The 20,088-nt window shown below is 56.4% G+C and carries 18 protein-coding genes and 1 pseudogene; 6 read left to right on the top strand and 13 right to left on the bottom strand.

The genetic code is table 11. The annotated features are described in order from the left end of the window. Positions 1-8: 8 nt before the first annotated feature. A complete protein-coding gene (gene xdhA, locus ACR0IP_RS13295; RefSeq protein WP_170689131.1) occupies positions 9-1,472 on the bottom strand; it encodes a xanthine dehydrogenase small subunit in 1,464 nt (487 codons plus the stop codon). Positions 1,473-1,626: 154 nt separating this feature from the next. On the opposite strand from xdhA, the gene ACR0IP_RS13300 reads away from it, so the two are divergent. Then, on the top strand, positions 1,627-2,529 hold the full coding sequence (locus ACR0IP_RS13300; protein ID WP_170378289.1) for a LysR family transcriptional regulator: 903 nt from the start codon (positions 1,627-1,629) through the stop codon (positions 2,527-2,529). A gap of 41 nt (positions 2,530-2,570) precedes the next feature. Here the strand turns inward: ACR0IP_RS13300 and ACR0IP_RS13305 are convergent, their stop codons facing one another. Then, positions 2,571-3,803 carry a urate hydroxylase PuuD gene (locus ACR0IP_RS13305; RefSeq protein WP_480526033.1) on the bottom strand — a complete coding sequence of 411 codons (1,233 nt, stop codon included), beginning with the start codon at positions 3,801-3,803 and terminating at the stop codon, positions 2,571-2,573. Between the two features lie 101 nt (positions 3,804-3,904). Between ACR0IP_RS13305 and ACR0IP_RS13310 the strand changes: the two genes are divergently transcribed. Continuing rightward, positions 3,905-4,816: a LysR family transcriptional regulator gene (locus ACR0IP_RS13310; protein ID WP_170689133.1), complete on the top strand. Its 912-nt coding sequence runs from the start codon at positions 3,905-3,907 to the stop codon at positions 4,814-4,816. 10 nt (positions 4,817-4,826) lie between these two features. On the opposite strand, the gene uraH is transcribed toward ACR0IP_RS13310, so the two are convergent. Continuing rightward, on the bottom strand, positions 4,827-5,180 hold the full coding sequence (gene uraH / locus ACR0IP_RS13315) for a hydroxyisourate hydrolase (RefSeq protein ID WP_170659110.1): 354 nt from the start codon (positions 5,178-5,180) through the stop codon (positions 4,827-4,829). Positions 5,181-5,326: 146 nt separating this feature from the next. Here uraH and puuE point away from each other — a divergent pair, with 146 nt between their 5' ends. Together puuE and ACR0IP_RS13325 are read left to right on the top strand one after the other, a co-directional pair. Beyond that, positions 5,327-6,739: an allantoinase PuuE gene (puuE, locus tag ACR0IP_RS13320; protein WP_480526035.1), complete on the top strand. Its 1,413-nt coding sequence runs from the start codon at positions 5,327-5,329 to the stop codon at positions 6,737-6,739. After that, a complete protein-coding gene (locus tag ACR0IP_RS13325) occupies positions 6,736-7,230 on the top strand; it encodes an ureidoglycolate lyase (RefSeq protein ID WP_480526037.1) in 495 nt (164 codons plus the stop codon). Before puuE ends, ACR0IP_RS13325 begins: the two co-directional genes overlap by 4 nt. A 164-nt stretch (positions 7,231-7,394) precedes the next feature. Here the strand turns inward: ACR0IP_RS13325 and bhcD are convergent, their stop codons facing one another. The 4 genes from bhcD to bhcA all read right to left on the bottom strand — a co-directional run bounded on the left by bhcD (position 7,395) and on the right by bhcA (position 11,835). Beyond that, entirely contained in the window at positions 7,395-8,360 is a 966-nt protein-coding gene (gene bhcD, locus ACR0IP_RS13330; protein WP_480526039.1) for an iminosuccinate reductase BhcD, read from the bottom strand. A 110-nt stretch (positions 8,361-8,470) separates the two neighbouring features. Then, on the bottom strand, positions 8,471-9,634 hold the full coding sequence (gene bhcC / locus ACR0IP_RS13335) for a 3-hydroxy-D-aspartate aldolase BhcC (protein ID WP_170689137.1): 1,164 nt from the start codon (positions 9,632-9,634) through the stop codon (positions 8,471-8,473). A 42-nt stretch (positions 9,635-9,676) separates the two neighbouring features. Then, entirely contained in the window at positions 9,677-10,645 is a 969-nt protein-coding gene (bhcB, locus tag ACR0IP_RS13340) for a beta-hydroxyaspartate dehydratase BhcB (protein WP_480526124.1), read from the bottom strand. Next, a complete protein-coding gene (gene bhcA / locus ACR0IP_RS13345; protein ID WP_480526041.1) occupies positions 10,645-11,835 on the bottom strand; it encodes an L-aspartate--glyoxylate aminotransferase BhcA in 1,191 nt (396 codons plus the stop codon). Before bhcA ends, bhcB begins: the two co-directional genes overlap by 1 nt. A gap of 168 nt (positions 11,836-12,003) precedes the next feature. Here bhcA and bhcR point away from each other — a divergent pair, with 168 nt between their 5' ends. Beyond that, complete coding sequence (gene bhcR, locus ACR0IP_RS13350) at positions 12,004-12,840, top strand: HTH-type transcriptional regulator BhcR (protein WP_170689139.1); 837 nt, start codon at positions 12,004-12,006, stop codon at positions 12,838-12,840. A 7-nt stretch (positions 12,841-12,847) separates the two neighbouring features. Here bhcR and ACR0IP_RS13355 read toward each other — a convergent pair whose 3' ends face one another. Further along, positions 12,848-13,690, bottom strand: a complete 843-nt coding sequence (locus ACR0IP_RS13355) for a bifunctional allantoicase/(S)-ureidoglycine aminohydrolase (protein ID WP_170689140.1) — start codon at positions 13,688-13,690, stop codon at positions 12,848-12,850. A gap of 407 nt (positions 13,691-14,097) precedes the next feature. Then, on the bottom strand, positions 14,098-14,265 hold the full coding sequence (locus ACR0IP_RS13360; protein WP_170378266.1) for a hypothetical protein: 168 nt from the start codon (positions 14,263-14,265) through the stop codon (positions 14,098-14,100). A gap of 2,064 nt (positions 14,266-16,329) precedes the next feature. Here ACR0IP_RS13360 and ACR0IP_RS13365 point away from each other — a divergent pair. Continuing rightward, a pseudogene (locus tag ACR0IP_RS13365) lies at positions 16,330-16,655 on the top strand (transposase); the annotation flags it as partial. A 103-nt stretch (positions 16,656-16,758) separates the two neighbouring features. Here the strand turns inward: ACR0IP_RS13365 and ACR0IP_RS13370 are convergent. From ACR0IP_RS13370 to ACR0IP_RS13385, 4 genes are read right to left on the bottom strand one after another with little or no spacing between them, the layout of a single operon-like run. Continuing rightward, positions 16,759-17,445, bottom strand: a complete 687-nt coding sequence (locus tag ACR0IP_RS13370) for a branched-chain amino acid ABC transporter ATP-binding protein (protein WP_170689141.1) — start codon at positions 17,443-17,445, stop codon at positions 16,759-16,761. Beyond that, entirely contained in the window at positions 17,442-18,191 is a 750-nt protein-coding gene (locus ACR0IP_RS13375) for an ABC transporter ATP-binding protein (RefSeq protein ID WP_170689142.1), read from the bottom strand. Before ACR0IP_RS13375 ends, ACR0IP_RS13370 begins: the two co-directional genes overlap by 4 nt. Continuing rightward, positions 18,184-19,167, bottom strand: a complete 984-nt coding sequence (locus ACR0IP_RS13380; RefSeq protein ID WP_480526044.1) for a branched-chain amino acid ABC transporter permease — start codon at positions 19,165-19,167, stop codon at positions 18,184-18,186. The genes ACR0IP_RS13375 and ACR0IP_RS13380 overlap by 8 nt, the downstream gene beginning before the upstream one ends. After that, positions 19,164-20,084, bottom strand: coding sequence for a branched-chain amino acid ABC transporter permease (locus ACR0IP_RS13385; RefSeq protein WP_480526046.1), 921 nt, complete (start codon positions 20,082-20,084; stop codon positions 19,164-19,166). Before ACR0IP_RS13385 ends, ACR0IP_RS13380 begins: the two co-directional genes overlap by 4 nt. Between the last annotated feature and the right edge of the window lie 4 nt (positions 20,085-20,088).

The following is a 20,088-nucleotide window of genomic DNA, read 5'->3' on the forward strand; positions in this document are numbered from 1 at the left end:
TCTCCTTGTTACGCACAAGCCAGTTGAACGGGGGTGTCCGTCTGGGCGTCATGTTCTAGGAAGAACCGACGCAGCAGGTTCTGGGCCGTCAGCATCCGATAGTCGGACGAGGCCCTCCAATCCGTCAGGGGCGAGAAATCCTGAGCCAACGCTGTTGCCGCAGCTTCGAAACTTTCCCGCGACCAGGGCTGACCGTTCAGAGCGGCCTCGGCAGCCGTCGCGCGCTTTGGCGTCGCGGCCATGCCACCCATAGCGATGCGGCCATCGCGGATGATGCCATCTTCAACCGACATATGAATGCCTGCCGCGACCGAGGAGATATCCTCATCCCGGCGCTTCGAGATCTTGTAGGCGGCGTTCAGGTCTTTTGAATGGGGCAGGGGGACGCGGATGCTTTCGACAAATTCGTCCGGTTGGCGATCCTGTTTGCCGTAGTCGATGAAGAAAGTCTCTAGCGGCATGGTCCGGACGTCCGACCCACGGCGCAGCGTGATTTCCGCTCCAAGCGCGATCAGCACAGGCGGCGTGTCCCCGATGGGAGAGCCGTTGGCGATGTTGCCACCCAATGTGCCCATATTGCGCACCTGCCACCCGGCAATACGATCCCAGTATGAGGTCAGGTGCGGTAGATGCTCGGAGAGCAGATCCTGGCAATCGGTGTAGCTGGCACCTGCTCCGATCAGCAGGTTTTGGCCCTGTTTTTCGACCATTTTCAGGTCCTCGAGATGCCCGGTAAAGATCGCGGGTCCGATTTTGCGCAGAAATTTCGTGACCCAAAGGCCCACGTCCGTTGCACCCGCGACAATGGTGGCCTCCGGATAGGTCTGCAGGCATTCGGCCAGATCATCCACGCTGGAGGGAAGGATACTAAGATTGTCCTGCGGCCCCGAGACGACGCGCTGCCCGTCTTTCAGCGCCGCCAGACGCTCGGTCATGGCCTCACGTTCGGTGTTCAGGTGGTCCGAGGCCGGGGTGCCGTAGCGGCTGACAGCAACCGCCGCCCGAATGATCGGCTCATACCCGGTGCAACGGCACAAATTGCCCTGCAAAGCGGTTTCGACCTGCGCCTCTGTTGGCTCAGGCGTTTGCATCCACAGCGCATAGAGCGCCATCACGAAGCCCGGCGTGCAGAACCCGCACTGACTGCCGTGATGGTCCACCATAGCTTGCTGTACCGGATGCAGGCGACCTTCGTGGCCGGACAGATGCTCAACCGTCACGACATGGCAGCCGTCTAAAGAGGCGAGGAACCGAATGCACGCGTTCACCGGAGCATAGGCAAGTCCTGTCCGCCCAAGCCGCCCGACAAGTACGGTACATGCGCCGCAATCGCCTTCGGCGCAGCCTTCCTTGGTGCCGGTCAGTCGTCGTTCGAGACGTAGAAAATCCAGAAGAGTCTGGTCGGCTGATACGTCTGGAACGGATACATCCTTGCCATTTAGGACAAATCGGATGTCAGTGCGCGGCGTCATGCTAGTCTCCCTCTACACCTGCCTTCAGGTGGGTCGCCGCAGGACCATAGAGACAGAGATTGAGTCTTAAAATCGTCGGAAATGACAAATACTTTCAACAAAACGTTGAAAAAGAAATCCCACCATCGCAGTCTTCCCGCAGTGGGAGGAATGAATGTCATACATCGAAAGCTTGCGGGTCTTCGTTAGGGTGATGGAGCTGGGCAGCATCACGTCCGGCGGCCGAGACCTGCGGCTAACCCCCGCAGTGGCCAGCAAACGTCTGAAAGAGCTGGAAAACCACTTGGGCGTGCGCCTGTTCAACAGGACGACCCGCTCGATAACGGCAACAGAGGTCGGCGAGGTTTTCTATGATGAGGCCAAGGCCGTTTTACTGGCGTTGGACCACGCCGAGGCGCGCGTCGCCAGTTTTTCGGACGCCCCTCGAGGCGCAATCCGCATCACAGCGCCGCTGGGGGTTGGGCGTAGAATCGTTGCGCCGCTGGTGCCGGAATTCTCGGAGCGTTATCCAGAGACCGAGATCCGCATGCGCCTGTCTGACCGCAAAGTGGACATGATGGCCGATGGTTTGGATATTGCGTTCTTTATCGGAGAGCCGGGCGATTCCACGATGAAACTGCGGAAATTCGCGGATTGTGACCGGCTGCTATGTGCCTCGCCTGAATATCTGTCAAATTTCGGCGTACCCAAAACGCCGGATGACCTATTGCACTCTCAGCACAATTGCCTGCTGCTGCGCTATCCCAGATCGCCCGAGTATTTCTGGACCCTGAACACCGACATGGGTCCGCGCAAACTTGAGGTTCGGGGCAAATACGATGCGGATGATGGCGATGTCCTGACGGATTGGGCTTTGGCAGGGAAGGGGATCGTCAACAAACCGCGCTTTGATGTGAAAGAGTATCTCGTGTCAGGCCAACTGGTCGAGGTTCTGCCCTCGACACCGCCATTGCCGACCATCTTCGGCTGCCTCTATCCGCACAAGAAACTTCAGGATCCTAAAATACGCCTGTTCGTCGAACACATCGCGAAACACAGCAAAAGGTTCTTTGGATAAACCAGCAGGAGGGTCCTGTTTCGCCTGCCACAAGTCGGGGCTTACTGGCCTCTTACTTCACGCACCCATGCGATGATAGTCTGACGGGCTTCGTCATCCATTTGAACCGCAGCTGGCGGCGGCATCGCGTGGCTGACCCCGGCCTGCAGATAGATTTGATCAGCCTGACGGGCGACATCGCCGGGCGTTTCAAGATACACTTTCTTGGGCGCCCATTTCATTGTGCCGTAGACCGGCTCGCGTGCGTGACACATGGAGCAATTGCCCAGAACCGTGTCATAAGCGGCCTCGAACCCCTCGGCCGAGGCGAATTTCTGTTCATAGGGTGTCAGTTCGCGCGCTTCGGCCTCTTCCCATGTTTCGCCGGACCGGACTGAGGACAGCCATGCAATCGCGATCATCAGAAGGACCGTGACGGCCCAGGTCCAATGCGGGCCTGTTCCAGTCGCATGCATTGTGTTGAAGTAGTGGCGAATGGTGACGCCGGTCAGGAAGATCAGGCTTGCAATGATCCATGAATACTCGGTGCCGAACGCCAGCGGATAGTGGTTCGACAGCATCAGGAACACGACCGGCAAGGTCAGATAGTTGTTGTGCGTCGAGCGTACTTTGGCAATCTTGCCGTACTTGGCGTCAGGGGTTCGACCCGCCTTGAGGTCTGCGACCACGATGCGCTGGTTCGGCATGATCTGAAAGAACACATTGGCCGTCATGATCGTTGCGGTAAACGCCCCAAGATGTAGCAGCGCGGCTCGTCCGGTGAATATTTGGTTGTAGCCCCAGGACATGATCACCAGGATCATGAACAATAGCAGCATCAGAATGGTGGGGTGATCGCTCAGCTTGGATTTGCACATCTGGTCATAGAGCAACCAACCAATGGTCAATGACCCGCCCGAGATCAGAATTCCTTGCCACAACGCCAGATCGACCTTGGTTGGGTCCAGCAGGAACAGCTCTCCTCCGACCCAGTAAATGATCATCAGGAGCGCAGCACCGGACAGCCATGTGGTGTAGCTTTGCCATTTGTGCCAGGTCAGATGTTCGGGCATCCGGGCGGGGGCCACGAGGTATTTTACGGTGTGGTAAAACCCGCCGCCATGGACCTCCCATTCCTCGCCATAGGCCCCATCCGGCAGCGCAGGGTTTGGCTTAAGCATCAGGTCCAATGCGATAAAGTAGAAAGATGCCCCAATCCACGCCATCGCAGTGATCACGTGCAGCCAGCGGACCGAAAAGGCAATCCACTCCCACATTACGGCCAGATCATACATGGGTTTGCTCCTAAGATTCTTTGCTTCCGCTCACTCTATGCGAGACTGCTTTGTTCTGGTATTGCTAGCAAAGACCAAGCAGTATCAAAAAATGCAAAAAAATGTCCTATCTAGATAACATCAGAACCTTTGTCCGAGTCTACGAGTTGGGCAGCATGTCCGCCGCCGGCCGTGATCTGAGGGTTTCTCCGGCTGTCACCTCGGCGCGAATTTCGCAACTGGAAGAGCATCTGGGTGTGCGGCTCTTTCAACGCACGACGCGCAGCCTGACGCCGACCGAACAGGGACAATCCTTCTATCGGGGGGCCGCCGAAATCCTTGAGGCCGTTGAAAATGCCGAAGCTCAGATCGTCAACATTACCGAGAATCTGAAAGGTTCTCTCTATGTTGCTGCGCCATTGGGCGTCGGTCGCAGGCTGATAGCGCCACAGGTTCCAAAGTTTTTGGCCGAGTACCCCGAGGTCAATGTTAGGCTGAGGCTGACAGATCGAAAAGTCGACCTGACAACAGAAGGTCTGGATCTTGCGTTTTTCCTAGGGCAGCCCGAGGACAGTAATTTGCGCATTCGCAAGATCGCCGATGTGGAAAGGGTTCTGTGCGCCTCTCCGAAATACATCAAGAAACGTGGGATGCCGGCAAGCGGAGACGACTTGATCGCCGACAATCACGAATGCCTCAACCTACGTTTCCCTGGTGCGACCGAGTTTCAATGGCTGCTCAGGACCGCTTCGGGGCCAAAGCGATTCCGTGTCTCTGGTCGCTATGAGTCGGACGATGGCGATGTGTTGACGGATTGGGCGCTTGCAGGTCACGGGATCGCGCTGAAGCCGATCTTTGAGATCGCACAGCACCTTAAGGCCGGAAATCTGGCTCCGGTCGCAACAGAAACGCCACCGGAACCCATTCAGATGGCGTGCCTGTTTACGCACCGCCGCATGCAAGACCCCAAAACGCGGCTTTTTATGGAGTTCATCATAGAGCGTATCAGATCTTCGATATCCGCGAATACCTAAAGCGGAGACCTTAGCTGCCGCGATAGGTCGAGTATCCAAAGGGGGAAAGAAGCAGAGGCACGTGATAGTGAGACTGCTCGGACATCCCGAACCGGATCGGGATCACATCCAAAAAACGGGGATCTTCTGGCGGGGTGTCTGAGGCATCTAGATACGCGCCAGCATAGAAAACCAGTTCATACTCGCCCGTTGAAAACTCGGATTGCGGCAGAATCTGTTCGTCGGTTCTGCCGTCGTCATTTGTCACCAGCGCTTTCAGCAAAGTGCGGTCTGTGCCATTGATGCGGTACAGCTCGATTTTCAGCCCTTCGGCGGGGCACCCCCGCGCTGTATCTAAAACGTGTGTGGTCAGGTAACCGGTCATTTGTGCCACTCCTAAAGTTGCTTATTTCTTAGTCTGTTTTCTCGTCCGAGGGCAAAGCCAGACTGTCCGAAACTGCTTTTCGTATTTTTTGAAAAATTTCTTTGATTATCCGGAGTATTGAGGAACTCAAGAAGAAGGAAACAGATGTGAAGCCTTATCCACGAGATATGACCGGCTACGGCAGCGAAATGCCCAAAGCCAACTGGCCCAACGGGGCCCGGATCGCGATTCAGATCGTATTGAACTATGAGGAAGGTGGCGAAAACAACATCTTGCACGGTGACGCTGCATCCGAGGCGTTTTTGTCCGAGATCACCGGTGCAGCCCCATGGCCGGGGCAACGACACTGGAACATGGAATCGATTTACGAATACGGCAGCCGTGCCGGGTTCTGGCGTGTTCACCACCTTTTGCAGGACCTGCCAGTGACTGTTTATGGCGTGGCGACCGCTCTGGCACGTGCCCCGGCGCAGGTTGCGGCGATGAAACATGCTGGCTGGGAGATCGCGAGCCACGGGCTGAAATGGATCGAACACAAGGATATGGACCCACAAGACGAGCGTGCCCAAATCCGCGAAGCCATCCGCTTGCACACGGAAATCACCGGTCAGCCTCCGCGCGGTTGGTACACAGGCCGGTGTTCAATGAACACGATTTATCTTGCCGCTGAAGAGGGTGACTTTGCCTATATTGCGGACAGCTACGCCGATGATCTGCCCTACTGGATCAAGGCAGGCGGCAAGGATCAGTTGATCGTGCCCTATACGATGGACTGCAATGACATGCGGTTTGCGATTCAGGCCGGGTATACGAATGGCGAGCAATTCGAAAGCTATCTGAAAGATAGTTTCGATATGCTCTATGCCGAGGGCACAGCGGGTATGCCGAAAATGCTCTCGATCGGGTTGCACTGCCGCTTGATCGGTCGTCCGGGTCGCGCCATGGCGCTGAAACGCGCGCTGGACTATTTCAGACAACATGATGGTGTCTGGTTCGCGACACGTGAACAGATTGCCGATCACTGGGCAAAGGAATACCCGCCGAAGCAACGCCTCACCCCGTCCGAAATGGACCAGCCCACCTTCGTGTCGGAATTTGGCGGCGTGTTCGAACACAGCCCATGGATTGCCGAAGGCGCGTTTGAACTTGAACTGGGGCCGACCCATGACAATGCGGCTGGCGTCCATAACGCGCTTGCGCGTGTTTTCCGCACCTCCACGACCGAGCAACGCCTTGGTGTCCTGACGGCGCACCCGGATCTGGCGGGCAAGCTTGCCGCCGCCGGGCGGCTGACCAAGGAAAGCACGGCGGAACAGGCTGGGGCCGGTCTAGATATGCTGACGGATGAAGAACGCGAAACCTTTACCGCGTTGAATAAGGCCTACACGGCCAAATTCGGCTTTCCTTTCATCATCGCCGTCAAGGACAACACGAAGGCCAGCATCTTGGAGGCCTTTCACCGTCGCATTGACAGTGATCGGGACACCGAGTTCGACGAAGCCTGCTGTCAAGTCGAACGGATCGCCGAGTTGCGCTTGATCGAGAAGTTCTCGAAATGACCATCGAGTTGAAGCTGCAGCCCCTGACCTCCGATGCCTTTGCACCGTTTGGAGATGTGATCCAAGCGGCGGGTGAGGTGGACAAGTACATCAATCAGGGCAAATGCGCCCGCTATCACGACCGTGCCGAGTTGGATTTCCAAGACGGCCGTGCGGGGATCAGCGTGTTCCAGTCCGAGGCTTTCAGCCTGCCGATCAGGCTGGATATGATGGAGCGTCACCCTGAGGGCAGTCAGGCGTTTCTGCCATTGTCCGAAAAGCCGTTCGTTGTGGTTGTAGCTCCCGATGAAGATGGGAAACCCGGCCACCCGATTGCGTTCCTAACTGCGCCGGGGCAGGGGGTGAACTATCACCGCAATACCTGGCACGGCGTGCTGACTCCGCTCCACGATCCGGGGCTTTTTGCGGTCGTGGACAGAATTGGAACCGGACCAAACCTGCAGGAACATTGGTTCGAGATACCGTTCCTTGTCGTCGAAAAAATCGCCTGAAGATGCGCGGGGTATCGCAACTTCCCTGCGCATGAGGCTGGAAATCCAGCGAAAATTCAACGCCTAGCAAAATCTTCCGGGTGGAATGACATTGGCCGGGGCACGAACCCCGGCGGTTGCAAACCGAGGGGCGACTTGCCGCTCGGAAACAGGTACCAGCGAGGTCAGAAATCAACCTCGATCGCGATCCCTTTTTCTACGGCAAGGTCAACCACCGCTGCGGCCACCGCAAGATCCTGCAGGCCAACGCCTGTGCCGTCGAACAACGTGATCTGATCATCGGCCGAGCGGCCCTCATGCGTTCCATTGATGACCGCGCCAAGCTGAGCGACGTCGCTTTGGCTGATCAGTCCCTCGGCGACTGCGTGCTGTGCCTCGCCGATTGTGATGGATTGCGCGACCTCGTCCGTGAAAACGCGCGCCTTGGCCAAGAGGGCGGATTCGACCTCTTGCTTGCCTTTGGTGTCTGTCCCCATGCAGGCAACATGTGTTCCGGGGCTGACATTGTGCGCCATCAACGACGGCGCAAAAGCCGAAGTGATCGAGATGATCACATCCGCTTCGGTCATCCCGTCAAGTTCGACCGCCTCAAATGGGGCACCTGCCTCAACAGCGACTTTCTCGATATTGGGCAGCATTTCCGGGTGGTAATTCCAGCCAATGACCTTTTCAAAGCTACGCTGTTCCAGCGCGGCGCGCAGTTGAAAGGCGGCCTGATGGCCCGCCCCGATCATCCCAATCACTTTAGCATCTGCGCGGGCCAGATGTTTGATTGACACGGACGAGGCCGCCGCTGTGCGCAACGCCGTCAGTAGGTTGCCGCCAACCATCGCTGAAGGTTTGCCTGTGTCGGGATCGAACAGGAAAACCGTGGATTGGTGGTTGATCAAACCGCGTTTCTCAAGATTGTTCGGCCAGTAGCCGCCGGCCTTCAGGCCCAAAGTCAGGCCGGCGCGGTCAAAACCACCCTTGAAGCCATACAGAGCGTCTTCGTGGCCGATGGCCTCGCGCACGACAGGGAAGTTATAGGCATCGCCTGCGGCCATCGCTGCAAAGACGCTTTCGACGGCATCAAAAGCCGCTTGGCGGGTCATCAATCCGGCGATCTCGCGCTCGGGTACGATCAACATGTCAGTCTCCACTTGGAATTCGTTCGCCCGTGCGCTTGTCCCGAAGGGAGAGGAGGCACACGGGCGAGGATCAGGCTACTCTCGAGCCAGATTTCTTTGATTGTTTGGTCTCAGTAGGCGCGGCCGCGGGCGGATACCGGCCAGACCGCCTCGACCTTGCCGTTGCGCACGCCGACATACCAATCATGCACATTGGCCGTTGGGTCGCAGTGACCGGGCACCAGCTTGAGCTTGTCGTTGACCTCGAGAACACCATCCGTATCCATCACAACGCCATGCTCGTCCGAGCATTTGATGTACTCGACATCGTCGCGTCCAAACACGACGGGCAAGCCGCTGTCCACCGATTGCGCCTTGAGGCCAGCATCGACGATCGCCTTGTCGGCTTTGGCGTGGCTCATGACGCTGGTCAGGATGAACAGAGCGTTCTCCCACTCGCCACGGTCGATACGGTTGCCGTCCTTGTCCAGAATGCGGCCGTAATCGGCATCCATGAAGGCATAGGACCCGCATTGAAGCTCATTGTATACGCCCGAGTTGGACTCGAAGTAGTATGAGCCAGTGCCGCCGCCGGAAACCAGCTCGCAATCGATGCCTTCCGCCTTAAGGCCGTCAACGGCGTCTTTGACCATCGCAATTGCAGTATCCAGCTTTTCCTTGCGCGCATCAAAGCTGTCGAGATGCTGCATCGCACCCTGATAGGCTTGAATGCCGGTGAATTTGAGATTGTCGGCCGCCTCGACGGCTTTGGCAATTTCAATCACCTGAGGCGTAGTGGTCACCCCGCACCGCCCTGCGCCGCAGTCAATTTCGACGAAGACCTCAAGCTGAGTGCCGTGATCGACGGCTGCTCCGGAAAGATCTGCGACATTGTCTACATCGTCGACGCATACGATGATACGGCTGCCGAGTTTTGGCAGGCTGGCCAGGCGGTCGATCTTGGCAGGGTCGCGCACCTGGTTTGATACCAACACGTCCTTGATCCCACCGCGCACAAAAACTTCGGCTTCCGAGACCTTCTGACAGCACACGCCCACTGCTCCGCCGATGCGTTCCTGAAGTTTCGCCACATCGACGGATTTGTGCATTTTGCCGTGGACGCGGTGGCGCATACCGTGGGCTTTGGCATAGTCGCCCATCTTCTTGATGTTGCGTTCAAGCGCGTCGAGATCCAGCACAAGGCTAGGGGTCTGGATATCTGCTTCATCCATTCCGGGCTTGGCCGGAATGTCATAGCCTACTTCGAATGCGTCGAGATTGGTCATATCTTTCATGTCCGTATTCCTGTGTCTGGATTGATGTCTTTTGCGGCTGGGTCAGGTGTTCAGCCAGGGCAGCTTGTCCAGATCGACATTGCCACCAGTGATGATCAGGCCGACCCGCTTGCCTTTAAACGCGTCGGGGTTCTTGAGGATCGTGGCCAGAGGCACAGCCGAGGACGGCTCCATCACGATCCGAAGGTGTTTCCATGTTAGCTTCATCGCGTCGATGATCTCTTGCTCAGAGGCCGTGTAGATCTCGGAAACGTGGTTCGAAACGAAGTGCCACGTCAGGTCTTTCAGCGGCACCAACAGGCCGTCAGCGATGGTTTTTGGCGCGTCATCGGCGATGATGTGACCCGCCTTGAAGCTGCGATAGGCGTCGTCAGCCTGTTCGGGTTCCGCCGCAATGATTTCGGTTTCGGGCGCGAGGGTGGACAGGGTCAGGCAAGTGCCGGACACCATGCCGCCGCCGCCGATGGGGGCAACCACCGCATCCAGACCATCGGTCTGCTCGATGAACTCGCGCGAGCAGGTGCCCTGTCCGGCGATCACCCGCGGATCGTTGTATGGGTGGACAAAATCCCCACCCGTGGCCGCCTGAACCTGCGCGAAAGTCGCCTCACGCGAGGTGGTCGAGGGCTCACACTCGGTGATTTTGCCTCCATAGCGACGTACCGTGTCTTTCTTGGCCTGAGGCGCCGTGCGCGGCATCACCACGTTGCACGGAATACCGCGCCTCGATGCGGCATAGGACAGGCACGACGCGTGGTTGCCGGAGGAATGGGTGGCAACACCCTTCTTCGCTTGTTCCTCATTAAGGCCGAACACTGCGTTGGTGGCGCCGCGTACCTTAAAGGCGCCCGGTTCCTGAAAGTTCTCGCATTTGAAGAACAGCTGGGCGCCCGTCAATTCGTTCAGGTAGTCCGAGGTTCGAACCGGGGTCCGTCGGATGTAAGGCTCAATCCGGGCATGCGCTTCGAGCATGTCCTGATAGGTCGGGATATACATGGAGAGGTCCTTCATCATGCAGCGTCCTTCTGAACGGCGGCTGGATGGCCGCGATAGTATTCCTGCGCCGCCGCCACGCCCGAACCCAGTTGGATATTGAGGCCCAGATCGACCATGCACATTTCGGCTGTCGCGATCCCCGACAAGGCCATGACGTCGGTCAGGCTGCCCAGATGTCCGATCCGGAAGACTTTGCCAGCGACTTCGCCAAGGCCGACGCCAAAGGCCACGCCGTATTTCTCGGCGGCATGGGTGACGATATTGGTTGCGTTGAAACCATCCGGTGTGCGGATCGCGCTGACCGTGTCGGAATAAACCGAGGGGTTCGCGGCACAAAGCTCCAGCCCCCATGCGCCAACAGCGGCACGCACCCCTTCGGCGATGCGGGTATGGCGGGCAAAGACGTTCTCCAACCCTTCCTTCAGCAACATGTCGCAGGCCTGGTTTAGGCCATTCATCAAGCCGACGGCAGGCGTGTAGGGATAGGCGCTGTTTGCGTATCCCTTGGCCATGTCGTGGACGTCAAAAAACGTGCGGGGCAGGGTGCCAGTTTTGGTCGCCTCCATCGCCTTCTGGCTATAGCCGACGATCGCGAGACCTGCGGGCAGCATGAACCCTTTTTGCGATCCGGTGACGGCCACATCGACGCCCCACTCATCAAAGCGGAAATCCATCGACGCAATGGACGAGACGCCATCAACGTACAGCAGCGCAGAATGCCCTGACGCGTTCAGCGCCTTGCGCACGGCGGCAATGTCCGATTTTACGCCGGTTGCCGTTTCGTTATGCGTGGCAAGAACGGCTTTGATCTCGTGGTTGGTGTCCGCGGTCAGGATCTCTTCATAGCGGTCGGCAGGCAGGCCCTGACCCCACGGGGTTTCGACGATCTCGACATTCAGCCCGTGGCGCTGGCACATGTCGATCCAGCGATGGCTGAACATGCCGTTGCGCGCGGCCAGAACCTTGTCTCCGGCAGATAGGGTGTTGGTCAAAGCTGTTTCCCAGCCGCCCGTCCCGGTCGAGGGGAAGATGAACACCTCGGCGCTGTCGCTTTTCAGAACTTTCCGAACACCCGCGCGGGCAGGGTGCAGAATTTGCCCAAACAGCGGCGACCGGTGGTCGATCGTGGGCATGTCACAAGCCTTGCGCAGGCTTTCAGGGATATTGGTCGGGCCCGGAATGAAAACGGGATTTTGAAAGCTCATGGATGGTCTCCTTCCGTCGTTAGGGACATCTTAAGACGAAGTTTTTTGATTTTAAATTTTTTTGAAAACGATTTTCAAAAACCGGCTACTACTATTTAGAATATTGTTGTCAGTAACTTATGTTTTTCATATGATGAATTCGGTTTTCGAAAAAATCCGAAGGTTCTTATGGCTTCCCAAAACAATGGCGCTGGTTCCCCTCGAAAAGCCCGGGGAAGACCCCGGGGATGGGATGATAAAACAGCTCAGAACACGATTAAATCCCTCGACCGTGCGATGGAGGTTTTCGAGTATCTGAGCGAGGCGCAAGGCAAGTCATTGACGATGCTGTCCGATGAAATGCAGCAATCCCCGGCCACGGTCTACCGCATCCTTGTCACGCTTGAGGGCAGGGGCTTAGTAGAGTTCGATCCCGTCGAACAGATCTGGCATATCGGCCCCCGCGCCTTTGTTATAGGGTCGCGATTTCTACGGCGTACCAGCCTTGTGGATCGGGCAAGGCCGGTGATGCGCAAGCTGATGGAAGCCACGGGTGAGACCGCCAATCTGGGCATTCAGAAAGAAGGTTCGGTTCTGTTTCTAAGCCAAGTCGAAACGCATGCTAGCATCCGTGCCTTTTTCCCTCCCGGGACATTGTCGCCCATGCACGCATCGGGGATCGGGAAGGTCCTGCTGGCGCATATGGATGAGGACCGATTGGACAGGTTGCTGGCCTCGGTCCAGTTGCAGGCATTCACGGACCGGTCGATCACGACGGTAGAGAGTCTGAAGCAGGATCTGACTTCTATCCGCGCGCGAGGTTTTTCGATCGACAATGAAGAGAAAAACGAGGGCATGCGCTGCATCGCTGCACCGGTGTTCGACGTGAACGGTGAAGCGGTTGCGGGTATTTCCGTCTCTGGGCCAACCAGCCGTGTGCGCGAGGACGGGATCGAACAGCTGAGCCGCCCCGTGATCGAGGCGGGCCAAGCGTTGACTCAGGCCATCGGAGGAACCGTGAACTGAGAGGCCTCTATCGCCGGTTGGCAGCAGATCCAAGGCGCAGAGGCATGTGTCGGTTCACATCCTTATAGAGCAGATACCGGAACTTGCCCGGACCACCGGCGTAACAAGCCTGTGGGCAGAACGCGCGCAGCCACATATAGTCTCCTGCCTCGACCTCGACCCAGTCATTGTTCAACCGGTACACCGCTTTTCCCTCCAGCACGTAGAGGCCGTGTTCCATGACATGGGTTTCGAGGAAAGGGATGACCGCACCGGGTTCGAACGTCACCACAGTTACATGCATGTCGTGGCGCAGGTCACTCGGGTCGACAAATCTCGTCGTCGCCCATTTCCCATCGGTGCCGGGCATTGGGGTCGGCGCGATATCGTTTTCGTTCAGCACGAGGACATCCGGGGTCCCGAGCCCTTCAACCGCCTCAAAGGCTTTGCGAATCCAATGGAACCGTAAGGTGTCATCGGAGTGGTTATGCAGGGTCCAATCGCATCCGGGCGGCAGATAGGCATAGCCGCCAGGCGTCAGCTTATAGCGCGTACCTTCAGCGATCAGCGTTGCGGTGCCTTCGACTACGAACAAAACACCTTGGGCCTCGGGGTTGGTCTCGGGCTGGTCCGAGCCTCCGCCCGGCTGGACCTCCATGATGTATTGCGAGAATGTCTCGGCAAATCCGGTCATGGGGCGGGAGATCACCCAGAGGCGTGTATCGTCCCAGAACGGCAGAAAGCTTGTCACGATGTCCCGCATTGTGCCCTTGGGGATCACGGCATACGCATCCGTAAACACCGCGCGGTCCGTCAGCAACTGGTCTTGTCCGGGGTGTCCGCCATGGGGTGCGTAGTATTGCTTGCTCATGTGTGCTCCTGAAGAAAAGCCGTGCCCGTTTACATATGCTCCGGTTGTGAGGATCGAACCAGCCGTAAGGAGGCGACAGCTCTCTCTGCAAAAATTTGACAATCATGGTAATTGTTTGGGGATTTCGAGGATTCACCTAGCGCTGGACGATTTTCTTTTTTGATCCGCGAGAGCTAGCTTCGCGACGAGTTTGCGTTGCGATTCACGAGCTGTTCGGTGTGTGCATACTCTCAAAAGCTGTTCTCTGACACAGCCTACTGATGCGATGTGCATCAAAAATAACTGGTCAAAACAGTGATTTCCTTTCCAAATGCCTGTCGTCGACCTTGAGGTGAATCCGAAAGCGGCTAAGGTTTTGCCAATGACCTTATCCCCACGTGGACGCATTTCGCAGTTTCCGGACACAACTAGTCTACCCAGAACGCTACCGCTTGGAGGAACTCATTGTCGATGAAGCCATGTCGGGCAATGGCCTTCTCGGCATCTGACCGCCAGGCATCGGAAAGTCCATGTATTGCCAGATGCCCGCTCTGTCTCGGTATTTCAAAATCGTAGCAGCGGATGCCGTCGATCATTCCCAATTCCATATAGATGTTTTGACAGTGATCAAACGACTACGGCCCTCTGAAGTCTAATCCGACACTGTGATATCTTGCACGACGCGTAGTGAGACCGAGCACGTTGCTGAGTTTCAGAAACCACAAGGCACGGGCAACGAAAAACCGATACCCGCCCGATCGAGCATACCAACTTCCCTAGATCGCTGGAAAGCTACCTGCAAAAGGTCGGGTGCGCGGGTGAGACCAACAAGTTGCCGATTGCTTGATTTTGCACGAAGGCGATAAAGTAAAACGCAAATTCAGGTTGTCGACTAGTTCGCTTTTGGCTCGGGATGAAGTTTAGCATTCTTCAAGCCTTGCGCCGTATTGTCGAACGTACGCGCAAAGAAAGCCGCGGAGGATTTTCCCTTCGTCCCTGCGGCTCCACTCTTTGTTCGAGTCGAAACAACGGCATGCGGGTGCGGAGATCAAGGAAGCACACCGCGACAAGCTGCTGGATATCGTAAGGCATCCGATTGTGACCCAGGCGGATGAGGGGATATCCAACGGTCAACTGTGAGGTGTCAGCGGTTCAGTTCGAAGGAACTTGGCTGGTCGTCAAGATCGCAGCAACAAAGCAAAAAATAAGCAAGATTTCTGCGTTTAGCGCCTTCCAACCGACGCATTTGCGGGGCGTCACCATAAGGGTATCACCGATCATCATCAAATCAAGATCAATGCGTATGGTTATATCTCGCATTCTATGCAGCCTTCTTCGAACGCGGCGATTGGTGTATTCGACTATGTGTTTCCCCAAGGTGCGGATGTAACTCAAAATCTGGATTGCTTACCTATTTCGGTTTGATTCGTGTGTTAGGGTTCTTCAGCAGCACCACAAAGCGACTTCGCGCTGATCCAGGGATGTAGCGTTCGTGTGCCCAAACTTTATTGTAAAGCATCAAATCCTCCTTCTAGTGCCCGAAATGGCCGTGGTGAGCGACATCAAATAGAAGGAAGCGCGCCATGTCTCGAATGGGGGCTTTTGCATGTTCCCAATCCTCGAAACTTCAACGTTCCTTCAAGCTCGGTTGTGTACAAACAACACCCACTCCATGCTCTCTTTAGTTAACCCACTGACGTCCAACAAGTGACGCACTCCTGTATAGATGTCGGATTACCTTAATGGTGGGACTGTGGTTTCAACATAATAAGCTACTTGGAGTTTTGAATTTTTTAGACCCCAGAACCCGAGATATTCTAACCAAAAAAAGAGCAGTCGTTCGTCAAACGCGCAAAGAGCGACAGCAATGAGCCCAACATGTGAATTCGATATTCATGCTACGCGTACTGTTTCATTCACCTGCCTGGAGTATGGCAACTTATGTCGCCATTGAAACCGGCCATTTGTTCAGAGTGTTGCGGCAATATCTGACGCCGAGAATTGAGATAGTGGCTAGTGGATTGTGGTTATAATCCCTCGGAAGTCGAGCATCATGATACTCACTTTGGTTTCCGGGCCTTCGCATTTGAGGTGCATTCAAACGGCCTCTTGAACCGAGACATGGCATTGTGCGCCGTGGCTCAGCTGAACGTAGATCGGGCGCTAGGTACATTGGATGTGCCAGAGGGTCCGCGCCTTTTTTGCAAGCGTTCTGCTCTGCATCATGAGCGCGGTCGAGATGTTGCCATGCTTGCGCTTTGGATTGCGGCGTGTAAAGGGCAAGCCAGACCGCAGGGGGGCGTGGCGACCACGGCGGCGCGAGTGTCATCTTTCATGATCCGCAGCCGATTGGCGGGTTTGGCCAGACATGTCCGCGTACCCGGTTGATCAAACCCGGGGCATGTCGCGTCTGGAGGAGTCCAGAGTTGCGATGGGTTTTGGACATCACAATAGACTTTAAAGGGGTCGAAGGTTTTGTGGTCTTCCGTAAATGTCAGCGGTTGGCCTGCATCCGGGTCCAAGGGCACGGCGCGATAGAAGCAAGAACACTAGCCCAAATACAAGGCACCCGATCCAGTAGCGTCGACCCGCAGCCAAACCGCATCTGCATTCATCCAACCCAACATCAGGACTTCACCCGATTGCGCATTGGTGGTGATGTATCTGCCGGGCAGGTGAGCGACTATACTGGGGCCAGGGCTTTGACAAACAGCCTACATCTGCTGATTGGCTGCTGGGAGGTCGAGCTTGTGACGCGGGGCGGTTCCGCGAAGCCGTTAGTGGCAGGGGACTAAGGCCCTGTTTCCTAGGTCGAAAATCACGCGACAAGCCTGTCAGATACGATAAGCGCCGCTACAAACGACGCAACAGGATCGAGATTATGTTTGGACGTCTGAAGGATTGGCTGCGCGTCGCAACCCGATATGACAGATGTCCAAAGGTCTTCCTCTCAGCCACCGCCCTAGCAGCTACCGTGCTGTTCTAGCTGTAGGTCAATGATTCTAGAGCCCAGCTAAGGCCGAAATACGTTCCAAAATCCCTGACGACGGACAGCCTGAACATTGTATTCTGTGCAAGTTTAAAAACCACTACACACCAACATATTGTTCGGTCAAATCCGCAGTGAGCTCATCCATCTTGCCCGACCATACTGTCTTGCCTCGCGCCACGATAACCGCGCTATCCGCAACAGAGGACAGTTCGCGTAGGGATTTATCAATCAACAAGATGGACATGCGGGTTTCCTGCTTAATCTGCGTGATTGCGGCCCAGATTTCCTGCCGGACGATCGGGGCCAAGCCTTCTGTCGCCTCGTCGAGAACCAGAAGCCGTGGATTGGTCATCAAGGCCCGTCCAATCGCCAGCATCTGCTGTTCGCCCCCAGAAAGGGAGGCCGCGCGCTGGCCCTTGCGCTCGCCTAGTCTTGGGAACAGCCGTGCAATCGAGGTCAAATCCCATGCTCCTGGACGCGCCGCGGCGACTAAATTCTCCTCGACGGTTAAATCCCTAAAACAGCGCCGCCCTTCAGGGACCAAGCCCATTCCTAGTCGGGCGACGTTGTGACTGGCCATTTTGTGCAGATCTTTCCCGGCAAAGGTCAGACCGCCGGAAGAGTCGATCATTCGACAAATCGCTTTGACGGTGGTGGATTTCCCCATGCCATTTCGCCCCATCAATGCGCAGACTTCGCCCTCATTCAAAGTCAGGTTGATGCCGAACAAAGCTGGCACGGGACCGTAGGACGCCGTCAGGTTTTCAACGGTTAGCAAGCTCACGCCTCTTCCCCCAGATAGGCTTCTTTGACCTCGGGCGAAGACCGGATATCGTCGACTGTTCCAGACGCGATCACCTGGCCATAGACAAGCACGCTGATCCTATCAGCCAATGAAAAAACCGCGTCCATATCATGTTCAACCAACAGAATCGGGGCCTCTTGGCGCAGTTCGTTCAGAAAACCGGTCAACGCTTTCGATCCTGCGGCTCCTAGCCCAGCCATTGGCTCATCCATGACAAAAGCCTTCGGGGATAGGGTCAGGGCGACGGCAACTTCCAATTGCCTGCGTTGACCATGGCTGAGGTTTGCAGTGGTTTGATCGGCGGCCTCTTCGAGGCCCACGCGGACCAGTGCCTTCGTGGCGCGGTCGCGCAAGTCTTGATCCCTCCCTGCCGCCCGCCAGAAACGCCATGGTCGACCGGAGTGTCCCAGAGCACCAAGTAGCACGTTTTCGAAAACGGTATCTTCCATCGCAAGCTGGGATATTTGGAAGGTCCGACCCAGTCCGGCCTTGGCGCGCGCTTGTGTGGACAACGCAGAGATGTCCTGACCATTCAGGTGCACGCTGCCGGAGTCGGACTTCAGCCCTCCACAGATCTGCCCGATCAAAGTGGATTTTCCGGCGCCGTTTGGGCCTATGATGGCGTGGATTTCCCCCGCACGCAGATCAATCGAGACATCTTGTGTCGCTTTCAGAGCGCCGAAGCTTTTGTTGAGGTTATGGGTGGACAAGACGGTATCAGACATGAGGACCCTCCTTGCCTGTGAGAATGCCCACAAGACCACCACGGGCAAACAGAACGATGATCAAAAGAACAACCCCCAACCAGATGTGCCAGAAGTCGGTCAGCCCCCCCAGAAAGTGCTCTAGCGCTACAAAGAGCGCGGCTCCTATCACAGGCCCCATCAGGCGCCCTACGCCGCCAATGATGATCAGAACGATCAACTCGCCCGACAATTGCCAACTGAACATCGTTGGGCTCACAAAGCGGTTGAGATCAGCAAATAACGCGCCTGCCAATCCGGTAGTGGCACCTGAGATAACAAAGGCCAGAAGCTTCAGGCGCGTCGGATTCAATCCGACTGTTTCCACTCTTTGCGGCACTTGGCGCGCGGCGTTCAAGGCCAGACCAAAGGGCGAGGACCGCAGCCGTGCGTGCAAGAACAGCGCTGCACAAAGCATCAAAAAACACAGACCGAAGAACTGGATCGGAACAAGCGTGTTAAATACTGGAAACCCGTTGCGCACGTAGATCGACAACCCATCTTCGCCGCCATAGGCGCTCCAGGATATCGAGAAGAAAAAGAACATCTGACCAAAGGCCAGCGTTATCATGATAAAGTAAACACCAGAGGTGCGCAGTGACAGCACCCCGATCAAAAGCGCGGCAAGGGCCGAGATGAGCACGGCAGTAAGCCAGATCACCGGCATGGATTTCGTACCGTCGATGCTGATGAGCCCAAGATCCAATGCCGTATATGTTTGGGCGTGATACGCGAGAATGCCCATTGCATAACCGCCAAGGCCAAAAAACACGGCATGACCAAGGCTGACCAGACCGCCAATCCCGAGTGCGATATTCAGCCCCACTGCAGCAAGTGCGAGAATGACGGCTCGTGTGGTCAGAGTGATCGTGAACGGCTCGTCGGTCATCAGCGCCCAAAGCGGGACAGCAAGGAACCCAGCCAATACGACCCAGTTGATATAGTCCTCCCGGATCATGCGCGCGCTCCAAACAAACCTGTCGGACGCCAGATCAACAAGATACTCATAAGAATGTAGACGGCCATCGACGCCAAGGCTGAGCCGGTCTGTGTCGCGGCCCCGGGTTCCATAAACAGCTTAAAGACTTGCGGCAGGAAGATGCCGCCAAGTGTATCGGTCAAACCGACGAGAACCGCGCCGACAAAAGCCCCTTTGATAGAACCGATCCCACCAATCACGATCACCACGAAAGCCAGGATAAGCACGGGTTCGCCCATGCCCACCTGAACAGATTGGATTGCGCCCACCAAGGCACCGGCCAGCCCTGCGAGAGCTGCGCCAAGTGCGAAGACGATCGTATAGAGTTTAGAGATATCGACGCCCAGCGCAGCGATCATCTCTCGGTCATTTTCACCGGCACGGATCTGAATGCCGATCCGGGTGCGCGCGGTAAGCCACCACAATCCAAGCGCCACAATGATGCCCGCCCCGATGAGGCTTAAGCGATACAGCGGATACTCAATCCCGCCTGGCAAAATGACTGGGCCCGACAAGTAGTCCGGGATATCCAGAAACAGCGGAAAGGAGCCAAAGACCCAGCGCGTTCCCTCTGAGAAAATCAGGATCAGGGCGAAGGTCGCCAATACCTGATCAAGGTGGGGGGCGCTATAGAGCCTCCGTATGACGACAACTTCAACAATCGCGCCGGCACATGCTGCTGCGGCCAGCGCTGCAACAAGCGCAAGTAGGAAAGATCCTGTGTATCCAGCAACGGCGGCAGCGGCGAATGCTCCAATCATGTAAAGTGAGCCATGCGCCAAGTTTATCAGACCCATTACGCCGAAGATCAGTGTCAGGCCGGCTGCCATTAGGAATAACATCACGCCGAATTGAAGCCCGTTCAGGACCTGCTCGATGATGAGTATGGTCGACATTCAT

The organism is Ruegeria sp. AL11, assembly GCF_056540865.1.

Excerpts from the sequence above, each read along its gene's own strand:
- bhcB (WP_480526124.1), bottom strand. The coding sequence starts at position 10,645 with ATGAAGGACCTCTCCATGTATATCCCGACCTATCAGGACATGCTCGAA.
- uraH (WP_170659110.1), bottom strand. The coding sequence starts at position 5,180 with ATGACCGGTTACCTGACCACACACGTTTTAGATACAGCGCGGGGGTGC.
- ACR0IP_RS13310 (WP_170689133.1), top strand. The coding sequence starts at position 3,905 with ATGTCCTATCTAGATAACATCAGAACCTTTGTCCGAGTCTACGAGTTG.
- xdhA (WP_170689131.1), bottom strand. The coding sequence starts at position 1,472 with ATGACGCCGCGCACTGACATCCGATTTGTCCTAAATGGCAAGGATGTA.
- ACR0IP_RS13385 (WP_480526046.1), bottom strand. The coding sequence starts at position 20,084 with ATGTCGACCATACTCATCATCGAGCAGGTCCTGAACGGGCTTCAATTC.
- ACR0IP_RS13305 (WP_480526033.1), bottom strand. The coding sequence starts at position 3,803 with ATGTATGATCTGGCCGTAATGTGGGAGTGGATTGCCTTTTCGGTCCGC.
- ACR0IP_RS13360 (WP_170378266.1), bottom strand. The coding sequence starts at position 14,265 with ATGATCGACGGCATCCGCTGCTACGATTTTGAAATACCGAGACAGAGC.
- bhcR (WP_170689139.1), top strand. The coding sequence starts at position 12,004 with ATGGCTTCCCAAAACAATGGCGCTGGTTCCCCTCGAAAAGCCCGGGGA.
- ACR0IP_RS13300 (WP_170378289.1), top strand. The coding sequence starts at position 1,627 with ATGTCATACATCGAAAGCTTGCGGGTCTTCGTTAGGGTGATGGAGCTG.
- ACR0IP_RS13375 (WP_170689142.1), bottom strand. The coding sequence starts at position 18,191 with ATGTCTGATACCGTCTTGTCCACCCATAACCTCAACAAAAGCTTCGGC.
- bhcD (WP_480526039.1), bottom strand. The coding sequence starts at position 8,360 with ATGTTGATCGTACCCGAGCGCGAGATCGCCGGATTGATGACCCGCCAA.
- bhcC (WP_170689137.1), bottom strand. The coding sequence starts at position 9,634 with ATGAAAGATATGACCAATCTCGACGCATTCGAAGTAGGCTATGACATT.
- ACR0IP_RS13325 (WP_480526037.1), top strand. The coding sequence starts at position 6,736 with ATGACCATCGAGTTGAAGCTGCAGCCCCTGACCTCCGATGCCTTTGCA.
- ACR0IP_RS13355 (WP_170689140.1), bottom strand. The coding sequence starts at position 13,690 with ATGAGCAAGCAATACTACGCACCCCATGGCGGACACCCCGGACAAGAC.
- ACR0IP_RS13380 (WP_480526044.1), bottom strand. The coding sequence starts at position 19,167 with ATGATCCGGGAGGACTATATCAACTGGGTCGTATTGGCTGGGTTCCTT.
- bhcA (WP_480526041.1), bottom strand. The coding sequence starts at position 11,835 with ATGAGCTTTCAAAATCCCGTTTTCATTCCGGGCCCGACCAATATCCCT.